Genomic DNA, 13,235 nt, shown 5'->3' on the forward strand with positions numbered 1-13,235 from the left:
ATGTAAAATGCAGAAAAAGATTGTAGAGAGTAAATTATGCCTACTGTTGTAAACTGCCCGACCTGTAAAACTAAAGTTGAATGGTCAGAGCAAAGCCCGTTTCGCCCTTTTTGCTCAAAGCGCTGTCAGCTAATTGATTTAGGTGAATGGTCGTTTGAAAATAACAAAATTTCTGCGCCAATCACCTCTGCTGATGAGTTCAGCCAAGACATGATTGAAGATATTGAAGCTATGCTGGCGAAAAATGAAGATGATTTTTTTAAGTAATTTATCTTCATAATGTCCTAAATACAAAAACCAGCATTAAGCTGGTTTTTTAGTCTTTACAAAAACTATAATTAACTTTTTTGTTTGCGGTGCTTTTTATTCATACGCTTTTGCATTTTAGCAAATTTCTCTTTTTGCTCCGCATTAAGTACTTGCATTACTTGGTGCTGAGTTTTAAGTTTAATTAAACCGAATTGCTCACCTTTTTCATGGCGTTCGTTTAACAATTCTTTTGCTGCATTTTCGTCAAATGTTGCCGCCGAAAGTAATGCATCCATTTTTGCTTTATGCGCTTCACGCATCGCTTTACGGGCTTCTTTATTGTCGCCACGTAATGCTTTCATTTGTGTTTTTTGCGCTTCAAAAATAGCCTTTAGCTTAGTTTGCTGCTCATCTGTTAGGTTTAATTTTTCAACGCCGCGATCAGAAAGTAAAAAACGAGCTTGAGAATGGCCTTGCTTATGCCCGTCGCCTTTAGCTAATACGCTACCAGCACCAAGAGTTGCTGTTGCTAAGCCACAGATAAGTACTAATTTTGAAAGTGTGTTTAATTTAGTCATAATCATTACCTTAATATTGGGTTGGTTGTGGCTGCTAAGCCAGTGAGTTAACTATACCTAACTCAACGCAAAGTAACGCAAAGCAGTGTAAAGGTTGTGTAAAGATTCACCTTTGCACTATTTAGCGGGTAAAATAACGCTATAAACAACTCTAAGGGTTTGTAAATGAAACTATTAATGATTGATGACGATACGGGCCTTTGTGAGCTATTAAGTGAATATTTAACTGCCCAAGGCTTTGAAATACAAAGCGTACACGACGGTGAGCAAGGCCTTAAACTAGCACAAGTAAATGACTACGCACTTATACTGCTAGATGTAATGTTACCAACGCTAGATGGCTTTGAAGTACTTAAACAGCTTAGGCAAACAAAACTCACACCGGTAATAATGCTTACTGCAAAAGGTGAAGACTTTGACCGTATTTTTGGCCTAGAGTTAGGCGCCGATGATTATATTCCAAAGCCTTTTAATCATCGTGAATTACTAGCCCGCGTAAAAGCAATAACACGCCGTATAGAACACATTAATAGCTTAAATGCAGCCACAACGAGTAAGTTACTAGTGAATGGTATTACTGTTAACCTAGCTGCGCGAGAGGCCTCAATAGACGGCTCTACATTAACCCTTACTGGTACAGAGTACGAAATACTTACGCTATTGTGTAAGAATGCAGGCGAAGTGGTTAGTAAAGAGCAAATTAGTGAAGAAGTACTGGGTAGGCGTTTAGCCTCATTCGACCGCTCTATCGATATGCATGTTAGTAATATTCGTAAAAAAATAGCAGAACATATTACAGGCGAGCGAATTAAAACGATGCGAGGTACAGGTTATGTCTTTATCCAAGGCGAATAAAAGCACTTACTTTGCGTGGTTAAAACATCCTGGGCATTACCTGTTTTTTAAAATATTTATTTGGTTTTGGTTAACTATAATCGGCACCGTTGCAGCGCTTATATTTTTAAGTAATATTACCGCGATTAATGCGGTAACTAACGAGCCGCTTTATGGCCCTATGAAAAAAAACTTAATATATACCGCCAAAAGTATTGAGCGGACTGCTATTAAACATAAGCGCAGCCTAAGTGATGTATTAGTACACCCTCGCCTCTCAAAGCGTAAACTTTTATACTTAAGCGCAGCTCAAAGCGAAGACTCTCTTAGTAGTAAAGAGGTGCCTGATAGCATCGATTTAAGTTTATTAAACTTTACTCAAAATATGTCACCACAGATTATTTTTACTGAAAAATATCAAGCCTTTGGCCCTGTTAATATAAACGTGCCTGAAGGAAGTTTTTATCTTTATGAAATAGATATTAACCATCAACCACCGCTAATAATGCGCTTTAAGCTAATGCCTAATTGGATGAAAATAGTCATCGCGATTGTTGCCTCTCTTATTTTAAGCTTTGTATTTAGCCGTAACTTAATAGCTCCTATAAATAGTCTTAAAAAAGCCGCTATTAAATTATCTGCAGGTAACTTAAGTGCAAGAGCCGATATTTCTGTAAACCGAAAAGATGAGCTAGGAATACTTGGGCGAGATTTTAACAGCATGGCCAATCAGTTAGAGCTTTTAATTAGCTCGCAAAAGCGCTTATTAGCCGATATATCGCATGAGTTACGCTCGCCTCTTACACGTTTAAAAATGGCTACCGGCCTTGCACAAATGCAAGCTAACGATGCCAGCCAATCGTATTTATTACGCATAGAAAAAGAAGCTAACCAACTCGATAAAATGATTGCCGACGTACTGCAAGTGTCTCGCTTAGAAGCAAAAAGCCAAGCACTTTCACTGCAAAAACAATCATTACAAATAATTGTAGATCACGTTATTAACGATGCGCAGTTTGAAGCAAAACAAAATAATAAGCAGCTAAATATAGTGGGCGCTGTAGACGTAAACATTGATTGTGATGAAAGCCTTATTGCCAGTGCACTCGAAAACCTACTTCGCAACGCTATCAAGTACGCGAATAACACCATTAGCATTACTCTAAAGCACACAGATGCCATTTATATAGAAATATGTGATGATGGCTGTGGTGTGCCAAATGAGCAACTAAGCAAGCTTTGCGAACCCTTTTTTAGGCAATCTGATGCGCGCGACCGCGTAAGTGGTGGTACAGGTTTAGGGCTCGCGATTGCTAAAAATGCTATTACTGCGCATGGCGGTGAATTAGTGTTATCTAATAAAACAGAGGGTGGACTTTGTGCTAATATCACGCTGCCATTAATAAAAGAGTAAACCATGTTTTATAGTAGTGAGCGTGAGCTTAAAAGTAATCAAATAACAATTAATAACTTTTATAAAAACACGCTAATTAAAGCTTATTTAGATACGCCTAACGGGGAATTATTTTATGCTTATGCCATACCTGAAAAAGCTCAAACTGCCATTGTTATCAGTTCGGGGCGCCTTGAAGGGTTAGATAAATATAAAGAGTTGTTGTGGGAGCTTTATAACAATAATTTTGCCGTGTTCATAGCCGATCACCAAGGACAAGGCCGCTCTTATCGCCACTTAATAAATAAGCATAAAGGCCACGTTAACCAATTTAACGATTACAGTGCCGATCTAAACTTATTTAATAAACAAGTTGTGGATACTTATTGGCAGGGCAAAAAAGTATTAGTGAGTCATTCAATGGGCGGCGCTATTGCATTTGATTACCTTGCGCATTTTGAACACAATTTTAGTGGCGCGTTTTTATCAGCCCCTATGCTTGATATTTACACAAAAAACACACCAAAACCTTTAGCTAAATTAATAGCCAGTACCGCTACCCTTTTGGGTCAAAAAGACAACTACGCGCTAGGGCAAACCGATTATATACCTGATGAGTTTGCTACAAATGTATTAACCAGCAGTCCAGTGCGTTACGAGTTATTTAGGCAAACATATCAAGAAGAGCCATTACTACAGCTGGGCGGTGTTACTTACGGCTGGTTAAATGCAACGTTTGCATTTATAACTTCGATGGATAGCTTAAGCGTGACTATTCCACTTTATATTGCCAGTGCGCAAAACGACGAAGTAGTCGATAACAATGCCCAATATAAATTAGCAAACAGACACGCAAATACAGTACTTAAAAGCTTTGAAGGCGCTAAACACGAACTGTTTTTTGAACGTGATGAAATACGCCAGCCATTGCTTAAAAGTTTGTATCAGTTTTGTGAGTCGGTGACGGCTTAGCAAGTACCGATAAAGGGTCGAGGTGGATCAGTATATCTACCTCAGATTCAAAACGTTCTTTAAGCATTGACTCCACTTCATCAGCTACGTTATGAGCACGTATTAAACTTAAATGATCATCAAGCTCTAAGTGCATTTGGATAAACTTAACTTTTCCGCCTTGGCGAGTACGAATATCATGCACGCCGTATACATCTGCATGGGCTCTGGCTATATCAAATATGCTTTGCTTTTCATCATCTGGCAGTTCTTTATCCATTAAGTGATCGGCGCTATCGCGAGCAATATCCCAACTGTTATAAAGTAAATAACCCGCTACACCTATCGCAAAAACAGGATCGGCATACAACACACCATAATAAGCTAATAAAATAGCTAATAGCACAGCGGCATTTAATATTAAGTCGCCTTTGTAATGTACCGAGTCGGCTTTAATTGCAATTGAATCGGTATACTTAACCACCTTGTTTTGCACAAATACAATTACCAGCGTACACGCAATAGCAAAAATACTTACCCATACACCTAATAAAGAATGGCTTAACTGTATAGGATTAAATAACCGCTCAATACCATGAAAAGCAAGTAAGCAACCTGAGCCTGCAATAAACGCGGCTTGTCCAAGTCCTGCAAGTGCTTCGGCTTTACCGTGTCCAAATCGGTGATCGTCATCTGCTGGGCGCAGTGCGTAACCTAAAACTAAAAGGCTCATAGCGGTAGCTGTTATATCCATTAACGAATCAGTTAACGAGCCAAGCATTGAGGCCGACCCCGAAGCAAGCCACGCCCATGTTTTTGCGCCAATCATTAAACTAACCATTACCATGGTAACAATGCTGGAAGTTTTAACCCAAAATTCGTAGCTACGGTTATGCACGTTTTAATCCGATAATTAGGAGTACTCAATAGTGTGAGTATATCATTTTTTTGAAGGGTTTCGTGTATACTGAAAATCGTTAAACTACAGATTATTTAAAAGGCTCACTATGCTGGATATTGTTTTATACCAACCTGAAATCCCACCTAATACAGGTAATATTATTCGTCTGTGCGCAAATACGGGCTATGCACTGCATTTAATTGAGCCGTTAGGTTTTGAATGGGACGACAAACGAGTAAAGCGTGCTGGCCTTGATTACCACGAATTTAGCCATGTTCAACGCCATGCTTCTTTTGAAGATTACCTTGAGAAGTGCAAGCCTAAAAAAATATATGCATGTACAACCAAAGGTAGTCAGTTTCACCATGAAGCAAGTTACGAAGCGGGTGACTGCTTGGTATTTGGCCCAGAGACTCGCGGCTTGCCTGACGATATGATCCAAGCACTGCCAAAAGAGCAGCGTGTGCGTATTCCTATGCAAGCCAATAGCCGCAGCATGAACTTGTCAAACGCAGTAGCTGTGTTTGTCTACGAGTCTTGGCGCCAGTTGGGTTTTCCTAACGCGCAGTAAATAGCTTTGAGCTAAACAACAAAAAACCGACATAACGTCGGTTTTTTAGTTTTATAAACGCTTATAAAATTATTCAGAACGTTGCTCTCGGCCTAATAGCGCCATTGCTGCTTCTTTCATATCTTTATTTTCATAAAGCACTTTATAAATTTGCTCGGTAATCGGCATTTCTACACCGCTACGCTGCGCTAATAAATACACTTCTTTGGTATTTCTAAAGCCTTCAACTACTTGGCCAATAGACTCAATAGCAGCATCGACGCTTTCGCCTTTACCTAGTGCTAAACCAAATCGACGATTACGAGATTGGTTGTCGGTACAGGTGAGTATTAAATCACCAAGACCCGCCATTCCCATAAAAGTTTCTGGTTTTGCGCCCAAAGCACAGCCTAATCGCGTTAATTCAGCAAGACCACGAGTGATCAACGCAGTACGCGCATTAGCACCAAAACCAACACCGTCCGAAATACCGGCACCAATGGCAATTACATTCTTAACCGCGCCACCAAGCTGTATACCAATAAAATCATCATTGTTATAAACACGGAATGAGCGACCACAATGAAGTAAATCAGCGAGCTGCTGAGCAAACTCTGGTGACGTAGAAGACACTGAAATAGCTGTAGGTGAACCCATTGCCATTTCTTTTGCAAATGTAGGACCCGACAGTACCGCAAGCGGAATATCGTCACCTAACTCTTGTAAAGCCACTTCTTGTAACAAACGTCCAGTATTAGGCTCGAGCCCTTTCGTTGCCCACGCAACTTTAGCACCGTCTTGCAATGCTGGTTTAATCTGCGCAAGTGTGTCGCCAAAAGCATGGCTTGGTACAACAACAAGTACAATAGCGCTGCTAGCAACGGCATGTTGTAAGTTAGCTTCAAGAGTAAGAGTGTCTGGGAAAGGAGCATCAGGTAAGTAACGTTGATTTTTCCGCTCAGCTGCAAGCGTGGCAACGTCGTCGCTATTTCTTCCCCAAAGTGTCACGTGGTGACCATTTCGGGCTAAACAAATAGCAAGGGCGGTGCCATAAGACCCCGCCCCTAATACAGTAACAGCTGTAGTTGCTGTACTCATAGGTTATGCGTCTGCTGTAACCTGGTCAGCTTGCGCAGTACGTTGTTGCATGTATTGTGCAAACAGTGCGTCAAAGTTAACTGGCGCAAGGTTAAGCTGTGGAAAAGTACCACGGTTAACAAGATTTGAAACAGCTTCACGTGCATATGGGAACAACACGTTAGGACAAAATGCACCAAGCATGTGTGCAAGTTGCACTTCTTCAACTTCAGCAATAGTAAAAATACCTGCTTGTTGAATTTCACATAAGAACGCAGTTTCTTCACCAAGAGAAGCAGTTACAGTTAGTGCTAAAACAACTTCAAATACACCTTCGTCTAGTTTGTTAGAGCGTGTATCTAAGTCTAGCTTAACTTCTGGCGTCCATTCTTTTTGAAAAATGGCCGGAGAGTTTGGCGTTTCAAACGATACATCTTTAGTGTAAATACGTTGAATAGTAAATTGTGCACCGGCTTCTGCAGCTGCTACGTTTTGATTTTCTTCGTTCATTGTTATTCCTAACTTGTTCGTTATTATAATTAAATTAAGCGTTTAACTTAGCGTCAAGTTTACCTTGCGCTTCAATAGCCATCATGTCGTCGCAGCCACCGATATGTTCATCATTAATAAAAATTTGCGGTACTGTGCTTGCGCCACCAGCTTTAGTAATCATTTCAGCACGTAGCTCTGGTTGTACACCAATATCATAATTAGTGTATTCAACGCCTTTGCTATTTAAAAGCGAAAGAGCACGCTGACAAAATGGACAATACGCCTTGGTGTATAAAACAACATTACTCATAATAAATCCTCTATCGGCCTAGCTAAACTGATTAGCGACCTGTTGTAGTTGGTAAGCTGGCAGATTGCCACGCACCCATGCCACCTGCTAATAAGTAAACTCGTTCAAAACCAGCTTTACTCATAGCGGCTGCAGTACCTTGGGCAGTCATACCTGTAGTACATACAACTATAATGGGTTTAGTCTTGTACTTTTCAAGGCTTGAAAAGTCAGATTTTTTCGCATTCTCTGGGCTTAAGTGCTCAGCGCCAGAAATACGCCCTGCATTAAACTCTTTTTGCGCACGTATATCGATTACTTGGCCGTCATCACGGTTAATAAGTAACGTAAGCTGCTGAGGATTTATTTGACGAACAGCTGAAAACTTACTTTTTATCCAGCCACTAACAATAAGGAAAACAATACCAACCCAAGCAAGGCTTAAAATGGGATGATTTGTAATAAATTCAATATATTGATCCATTCTACTTCCACTATGAAATTATGTTTTAAAACGTGATGTTTTAAGGATTTTGTACTTTAGCCACGCAAGTATACCCAAACCAACCTAAAATGCGAGTTTAGGAGCACTTAGAAACGTTTAAAAAACGATAAAGCCTCCCATATATAAAGTAAGTGAAAAAAATTAATATCTTGTTTTCAATGCTGATCCTAGCTTAAAAACACGGTATGCTAAAACTACGCTAATAAACCTTTTTAGGTGCACAGTATCCATCAACAGATACTAATTTTCAGGAGCTATTATGACAGAGCATAAAAAACCACTGGTATTAATGATTTTAGACGGTTGGGGATACCGCGAAGATACGCAGAGCAATGCTATTCTTGCAGCTAACACACCGGTATTAGACAATTTATGGGCAACACGCCCTCACACATTAATATCAGCTTCGGGTTTAGATGTGGGTCTTCCTGATGGCCAAATGGGTAACTCTGAAGTTGGCCATGTAAACTTAGGTGCTGGGCGCATCGTTTATCAAGATTTTACTCGTATCACCAAAGCAATTAACGATGGCGAATTTGATTCAACACCAGCCTTAGTTGAAAACATAGATAAAGCCGTAAAAGCAGACAAAGCCGTTCACATAATGGGACTTTTAAGCCCAGGTGGCGTACATAGTCACGAAGATCACATTGTTGCTAGTATAAAACTGGCTGCAAAACGTGGCGCTAAAGAAGTTTACTTTCATGGCTTTTTAGATGGCCGCGACACACCTCCACGTAGCGCTAAAGCATCAATCGAACGTATTGAAGCATTGTTTAGCGAACTTAAATGCGGTCGTTTAGCGTCACTTATTGGCCGTTATTACGCAATGGACAGAGACAACCGCTGGAACCGAGTAGAAAAAGCTTACAATGTAATAGCGCTAGCCGAAGGCGACTTTAATTTTGATAACGGCGTAGAGGCACTTAATGCAGCATACGAGCGCGACGAAAACGATGAGTTCCTAGCTGCTACAACTATTATACCAACAGGTGCAGAGCCAGCCGCAATTAACGATGGCGACACTCTAATTTTTGCCAACTTTAGAGCAGATAGAGCCCGCGAAATTACTCGCGCTTTTGTTGAGCCTGACTTTGATGGATTCGCAAGAAAAAGAACACCAAAGCTTAGCGCATTTGTAATGATGACAGAATACGCAGCTGATATAGATGCACCTATTGCCTTTGGTTCAACACCGTTAGTAAATGTACTTGGTGAGTGGTTTGAAAAAAATAACAAAACACAGCTTCGTATTTCAGAAACCGAAAAATACGCACACGTTACGTTTTTCTTTAGTGGCGGGCGCGAAAGCGAATTTGAAGGCGAAACACGCGAACTAATTCCTTCGCCGCAAGTTGCAACTTACGACTTACAACCTGAAATGAACTCAGAAATGCTGACCGACAAGTTAGTAGCTGCAATTAAAAGCGGTAAATACGATGCTATTATTTGTAACTACCCTAACGGCGATATGGTTGGTCACTCTGGCGTGTTTGACGCTGCAGTTAAAGCCTGTGAAGCGGTAGATAGCTGTATTGGCCGCGTTGTTGATGCACTTGAAGAGTTTGGTGGTGAAGCACTAATAACAGCTGATCATGGTAATGCAGAGCAAATGGCAGACCTTAAAACAGGCCAAGCCCATACAGCTCACACTAGCGAACCTGTACATTTTATTTATGTGGGTCGCGATGCAGAACCAATGCAAGGTAAAGCATTAAGCGATGTAGCCCCTACAATGCTTCACTTAATGGGCATGGAGCAACCAAATGAAATGACTGGCACGCCTATCATGATGTTGAAATAACGCATGAATAGACGTATTAGCCGGTTAATTAAGTGCGGTTTAATACTCACTTCATTAGTGACTGCATCTGCAGTTGCTAATGAAGATCGTACTAAAAAAGACTTATCAGAAGTTCAAAATGCACTTGAGCAAAGCCAAGCTGAATATAACGCGCAAAGAAAAAAAATAGCTAAACTCCAAAAAAACCTCAAAAGTCATGAACTCGATATAGCTAAAAATGCCAAAGCACTTAACATGGCAGAGCAATCAGTAAAAGAAACTAAAACACAGCAAAAAGAGCTACAAAATAAAGCCGATGAGCTCGATAAAAAGCGCACTCAATTTCAGAAAATTTTAGCCGCGCAGCTTAAAAGCGCCTATATGGCCGGTGGCGACGACTACTCTAAAATGCTGTTAAATCAAGAAGACACTGCAAAATTTGAGCGCACACTTAGTTATTACAACTACTTAAATAAAGCCCGTATTGAACAAATTGAAGATCTAAAAGACCTTCAACAGCAAATAGTACAAAACCAAGAAGAGCTTGTTAAAACACAAGAAAAACTAGCGCTTTTATTTGATGAGCAAAAAAGACGTCAAACTGCATTGCTTAATGCACAAAGTGAACGCCAAGCTAATCTTAAAAACTTACAAGCTCAGCTCAACAGCACCAAAAGCTCAATAAACTATTTAAAAGAAAACCAACAAACGTTAGTAACAACGATTGAAGAACTCGAAAAAGAAAAAACACAAAAAATTGAATTACTCGGCCTAAATAAAAGCAAAGGCAAATTAGACTGGCCGAGCAAAGGCAAGTTAGAGCACACATTCGGCCAACGTAAACATGGTGGTATTGATTGGAAAGGCGTATTAATTGGTGCAAAAGAAGGCACTAATATTAATAGCGTCCATAACGGTCAAGTTGTATTCGCCGATTGGCTAAAGGGCTATGGTTGGGTAATTGTTGTAGATCATGGTGAAGGTTTTATGAGCCTATATGGCCACGCTCAAACACTACTAAGAGATGTAGGCGATATGGTACGTGAAGGTGAAACATTAGCCCTAGTTGGCCAAAGCGGCGGACAAGCTACTTCTGGTCTATACTTTGAAATACGCCACAAAGGACGCGCAGTAAATCCTGTAAAATGGTGCAGACGCATTTAATTGAATAAACCGCTGCACCGCATTAGGAGCAGCTGATGACAACTAAAAAAAACGTAATAAATACCATCAATCAAAAAAATACAGGCTTATATATAAGCCTGTATTTACTTGTATTACTAATCTTAATCACCTTTACTAGCAGTGTATTAGCAAGCTCGATTAAAGATCTTAAAAGACAGCAAATCGACGAAATACTTTTTAATATTCACGCCTACTACGTTGAAGATCTCACCTTACAAAATAGCCACCACATTAAATATAATAACCAACAGTTTGAGCGCTTATATTCAAAGCTCGATTCTTACTCTAAATACTTAAATGAACACGAATTAACCTCATTATTTGATAACACAAACGGGCGCTATACAGGCATTGGTATTGAAGTTAAAAATATCGACGAGAATATGACTATTGTTAATGTGGTTGATAATTCCCCCGCAAAAGCAGCAGGTATTCTGCCTGGCGATATTATTGTAAGTGTAAACAACCACACAGCTCAAAACCGTACAATCGATGAAGTAGCAACATTAATACGAGAAAGTAAATTTGCAAATATAGATCTAATTATAAATCGCGGTAACAATAAAAATGCAATTACGTTTCATGTTGCACGCCGCCAAATAAACCTCGAAAGCGTAACAAGCGAACTGTTAGATTTTGGTACGGGTTATATAGCTATTAATAGTTTTTCTAACCACACCTTACATGAGGTTGCTCTGCAAGTGGCCGCCCTACAAAGTCATTTTGGTTACCCACTTAAAGGCTTAGTCATTGATTTACGCGACAACCCTGGCGGTACATTACAAAGTGCAGTGGCAGTATCAGATCTATTTTTACAAAGCGGTACTATTGTAACCACCAAAGGACGCTTTTACGATGCAAACCAAGCTTTTTACGCTAAACGTGGCGACATTCTAAAAAATGCCCCCATTGTTGTACTTATAAATGAAAACTCTGCCTCAGCAGCAGAAATACTAGCCGCAGCCCTTAAAGATAATAAACGAGCAACCGTTGTTGGCAGCCAATCTTTTGGGAAAGGATCGGTGCAATCGCTAATCCCACTCGGTGATGGCAATACTGCATTAAAGCTCACTACTGCTAAATATTTTACGCCGCTAGGAAAGTCGATTGATGGGATAGGAGTAACCCCAGATGTGGCTGTTAATCAAACAACCCTTTCACAAAGTAATAAAGCCGTTATAATAAAAAGTGAGCAAATTAACAGTAACGCGCAATTACTCACGAGTAACTTAGCCGATTTACAGTTAGTTAAAGCAAAACAATTACTCAGCATGCAATAGCTTGTATAAGCTGTATAAATAAAGCTAAAAAGATAATAAAAACTATAAACGTGAAAATAATAAAATGGCTAATATTAGCTATTTGTTTTAGCTCAGCAACAATTAGCGCTAAGCAAATAGCAATAGTGATAGACGACATAGGCTATCATCAACGGGACTTAGAGTTCCTTTCCTTACCAGGGCAATTGTCGTATTCAATTTTGCCCCATACCCCTTATTCGCAAATTTTTGCAACGCTTGCCAGTCAATCAAATAAAGAACTATTACTCCATGTACCTATGCAGGCACTTAACGGTAAAGAACTAGGACCAGGCGCGCTCACTTTAAATATGAATAAAGAGCAGCTTCAGCAAACTTTAGGAACAGCTCTCGCCAGTTTGCCGCAAGTTAAAGGCGTTAATAACCACATGGGCTCAGCACTTACGCAGCAAAGCCAAGCTATGAAGTGGACAATGGAAGTGCTTAAAAAGCGCCATTTATATTTTTTAGATAGCCGCACAACCGATTTAAGCCAAGCACAAAATGCTGCTAACTTTTTAGGTGTTGCCAATATTAGTCGCCAAGTGTTTTTAGATAATATAACTACACCAGAACAACTGCAGCTAAGGCTTGAAGAATTAAAACAACTAGCCACCATCCATAATTCTGCTATTGCAATTGCTCACCCCTACCCAGAAACAATCGAATTTTTACGTCATGCCTTACCCGAGCTAACTAAGCAAGGTTTTGAGCTCGTGCCGGTTTCGCAGCTGGTTGAGCGTAAATACATTCAGTTAGCGCAGGCTGAGGGTAAAGGGATTAGTGCTCGATGAGATGATGAGTGTCCAGACTTAGTCGTGAGGTATTTAAGTTAATATAATTTAAACTATTAAATGATATAATTATTCATAATAAAAACACTAGCTGCACCTCAGCTATTAAAGCTTGTAACCTCAAACCATAATTTAGGGATATCAATTGTTAAAAACAATTATTGCTGAAGCAAGGAATCAACCTATTTCATTTGTGGGCTCAATTGCGAGTATCATAGCAATAATAAATACCTTCTATGCAGTTCCTACTATTATTTTTGGATATAACTTAATACCCATTCATAGGTTGGATCTTAAGGAATAAAACTTGAAAACATGCTCTGAATTTGATCTGATAGTAATCGCCAAACCACTAT

The 13,235-nt window shown here is 39.8% G+C and carries 15 protein-coding genes; 9 read left to right on the forward strand and 6 right to left on the reverse strand.

Annotation, left to right across the window (positions count from 1 at the left end):
• The first annotated feature begins 36 nt into the window (after positions 1–36).
• On the forward strand, positions 37–267 hold the full coding sequence (gene yacG / locus I6F53_RS06645) for a DNA gyrase inhibitor YacG (protein WP_197238972.1): 231 nt from the start codon (positions 37–39) through the stop codon (positions 265–267).
• A gap of 71 nt (positions 268–338) precedes the next feature.
• On the opposite strand, the gene I6F53_RS06650 is transcribed toward yacG, so the two are convergent.
• Positions 339–827: a periplasmic heavy metal sensor gene (locus tag I6F53_RS06650; protein ID WP_197238973.1), complete on the reverse strand. Its 489-nt coding sequence runs from the start codon at positions 825–827 to the stop codon at positions 339–341.
• A gap of 165 nt (positions 828–992) precedes the next feature.
• Between I6F53_RS06650 and I6F53_RS06655 the strand changes: the two genes are divergently transcribed.
• The 3 genes from I6F53_RS06655 to I6F53_RS06665 are packed head-to-tail and all read left to right on the forward strand — an operon-like array spanning position 993 to position 4,026.
• On the forward strand, positions 993–1,682 hold the full coding sequence (locus tag I6F53_RS06655; RefSeq protein WP_197238974.1) for a response regulator: 690 nt from the start codon (positions 993–995) through the stop codon (positions 1,680–1,682).
• A complete protein-coding gene (locus I6F53_RS06660) occupies positions 1,660–3,075 on the forward strand; it encodes an ATP-binding protein (RefSeq protein WP_197238976.1) in 1,416 nt (471 codons plus the stop codon). The genes I6F53_RS06655 and I6F53_RS06660 overlap by 23 nt, the downstream gene beginning before the upstream one ends.
• 3 nt (positions 3,076–3,078) lie before the next feature.
• A complete protein-coding gene (locus I6F53_RS06665) occupies positions 3,079–4,026 on the forward strand; it encodes an alpha/beta fold hydrolase (RefSeq protein WP_197238977.1) in 948 nt (315 codons plus the stop codon).
• Here I6F53_RS06665 and I6F53_RS06670 read toward each other — a convergent pair.
• Complete coding sequence (locus I6F53_RS06670; RefSeq protein WP_197238981.1) at positions 3,986–4,852, reverse strand: cation diffusion facilitator family transporter; 867 nt, start codon at positions 4,850–4,852, stop codon at positions 3,986–3,988. The genes I6F53_RS06665 and I6F53_RS06670 overlap by 41 nt on opposite strands.
• A gap of 160 nt (positions 4,853–5,012) precedes the next feature.
• Between I6F53_RS06670 and trmL the strand changes: the two genes are divergently transcribed.
• Positions 5,013–5,477 (forward strand): tRNA (uridine(34)/cytosine(34)/5-carboxymethylaminomethyluridine(34)-2'-O)-methyltransferase TrmL, encoded by a 465-nt coding sequence (trmL, locus tag I6F53_RS06675; protein ID WP_007582820.1) that lies wholly within the window; start codon positions 5,013–5,015, stop codon positions 5,475–5,477.
• Positions 5,478–5,546: 69 nt separating this feature from the next.
• Here the strand turns inward: trmL and gpsA are convergent, their stop codons facing one another.
• From gpsA to I6F53_RS06695, 4 genes are read right to left on the reverse strand one after another with little or no spacing between them, the layout of a single operon-like run.
• The gene (gene gpsA / locus I6F53_RS06680; protein WP_007582822.1) at positions 5,547–6,554 is read right to left on the reverse strand and encodes an NAD(P)H-dependent glycerol-3-phosphate dehydrogenase; all 1,008 of its coding nucleotides are present in this window, start codon (positions 6,552–6,554) and stop codon (positions 5,547–5,549) included.
• A 3-nt stretch (positions 6,555–6,557) separates the two neighbouring features.
• Positions 6,558–7,043 (reverse strand): protein-export chaperone SecB, encoded by a 486-nt coding sequence (gene secB, locus I6F53_RS06685; protein ID WP_166420933.1) that lies wholly within the window; start codon positions 7,041–7,043, stop codon positions 6,558–6,560.
• A 34-nt stretch (positions 7,044–7,077) separates the two neighbouring features.
• Complete coding sequence (gene grxC, locus I6F53_RS06690) at positions 7,078–7,335, reverse strand: glutaredoxin 3 (protein ID WP_165740928.1); 258 nt, start codon at positions 7,333–7,335, stop codon at positions 7,078–7,080.
• Positions 7,336–7,366: 31 nt separating this feature from the next.
• Positions 7,367–7,798, reverse strand: a complete 432-nt coding sequence (locus I6F53_RS06695; RefSeq protein ID WP_007376037.1) for a rhodanese-like domain-containing protein — start codon at positions 7,796–7,798, stop codon at positions 7,367–7,369.
• Between the two features lie 280 nt (positions 7,799–8,078).
• Here I6F53_RS06695 and gpmM point away from each other — a divergent pair, with 280 nt between their 5' ends.
• Genes gpmM through I6F53_RS06715 form a run of 4 tightly spaced genes read left to right on the forward strand, consistent with a single transcriptional unit; the run spans position 8,079 to position 12,879 of the window.
• The gene (gene gpmM, locus I6F53_RS06700; RefSeq protein WP_197238978.1) at positions 8,079–9,623 is read left to right on the forward strand and encodes a 2,3-bisphosphoglycerate-independent phosphoglycerate mutase; all 1,545 of its coding nucleotides are present in this window, start codon (positions 8,079–8,081) and stop codon (positions 9,621–9,623) included.
• A gap of 3 nt (positions 9,624–9,626) precedes the next feature.
• Positions 9,627–10,766, forward strand: coding sequence for a murein hydrolase activator EnvC family protein (locus I6F53_RS06705; protein ID WP_197238980.1), 1,140 nt, complete (start codon positions 9,627–9,629; stop codon positions 10,764–10,766).
• 35 nt (positions 10,767–10,801) lie between these two features.
• Positions 10,802–12,067 carry a S41 family peptidase gene (locus I6F53_RS06710; protein WP_197178023.1) on the forward strand — a complete coding sequence of 422 codons (1,266 nt, stop codon included), beginning with the start codon at positions 10,802–10,804 and terminating at the stop codon, positions 12,065–12,067.
• Positions 12,068–12,117: 50 nt separating this feature from the next.
• The gene (locus I6F53_RS06715; RefSeq protein ID WP_197178024.1) at positions 12,118–12,879 is read left to right on the forward strand and encodes a divergent polysaccharide deacetylase family protein; all 762 of its coding nucleotides are present in this window, start codon (positions 12,118–12,120) and stop codon (positions 12,877–12,879) included.
• The last annotated feature ends 356 nt before the right edge of the window (positions 12,880–13,235 follow it).

Origin of the sequence: Pseudoalteromonas sp. SWN29, from assembly GCF_015864465.1 — a bacterium.
In the GTDB taxonomy this organism is placed as follows: Bacteria; Pseudomonadota; Gammaproteobacteria; order Enterobacterales; family Alteromonadaceae; genus Pseudoalteromonas.

Coding starts and splice junctions, on each gene's coding strand:
- yacG (WP_197238972.1), top strand. CDS start 37: ATGCCTACTGTTGTAAACTGCCCGACCTGTAAAACTAAAGTTGAATGG.
- I6F53_RS06650 (WP_197238973.1), bottom strand. CDS start 827: ATGACTAAATTAAACACACTTTCAAAATTAGTACTTATCTGTGGCTTA.
- I6F53_RS06655 (WP_197238974.1), top strand. CDS start 993: ATGAAACTATTAATGATTGATGACGATACGGGCCTTTGTGAGCTATTA.
- I6F53_RS06660 (WP_197238976.1), top strand. CDS start 1,660: ATGTCTTTATCCAAGGCGAATAAAAGCACTTACTTTGCGTGGTTAAAA.
- I6F53_RS06665 (WP_197238977.1), top strand. CDS start 3,079: ATGTTTTATAGTAGTGAGCGTGAGCTTAAAAGTAATCAAATAACAATT.
- I6F53_RS06670 (WP_197238981.1), bottom strand. CDS start 4,852: ATGGTAATGGTTAGTTTAATGATTGGCGCAAAAACATGGGCGTGGCTT.
- trmL (WP_007582820.1), top strand. CDS start 5,013: ATGCTGGATATTGTTTTATACCAACCTGAAATCCCACCTAATACAGGT.
- gpsA (WP_007582822.1), bottom strand. CDS start 6,554: ATGAGTACAGCAACTACAGCTGTTACTGTATTAGGGGCGGGGTCTTAT.
- secB (WP_166420933.1), bottom strand. CDS start 7,043: ATGAACGAAGAAAATCAAAACGTAGCAGCTGCAGAAGCCGGTGCACAA.
- grxC (WP_165740928.1), bottom strand. CDS start 7,335: ATGAGTAATGTTGTTTTATACACCAAGGCGTATTGTCCATTTTGTCAG.
- I6F53_RS06695 (WP_007376037.1), bottom strand. CDS start 7,798: ATGGATCAATATATTGAATTTATTACAAATCATCCCATTTTAAGCCTT.
- gpmM (WP_197238978.1), top strand. CDS start 8,079: ATGACAGAGCATAAAAAACCACTGGTATTAATGATTTTAGACGGTTGG.
- I6F53_RS06705 (WP_197238980.1), top strand. CDS start 9,627: ATGAATAGACGTATTAGCCGGTTAATTAAGTGCGGTTTAATACTCACT.
- I6F53_RS06710 (WP_197178023.1), top strand. CDS start 10,802: ATGACAACTAAAAAAAACGTAATAAATACCATCAATCAAAAAAATACA.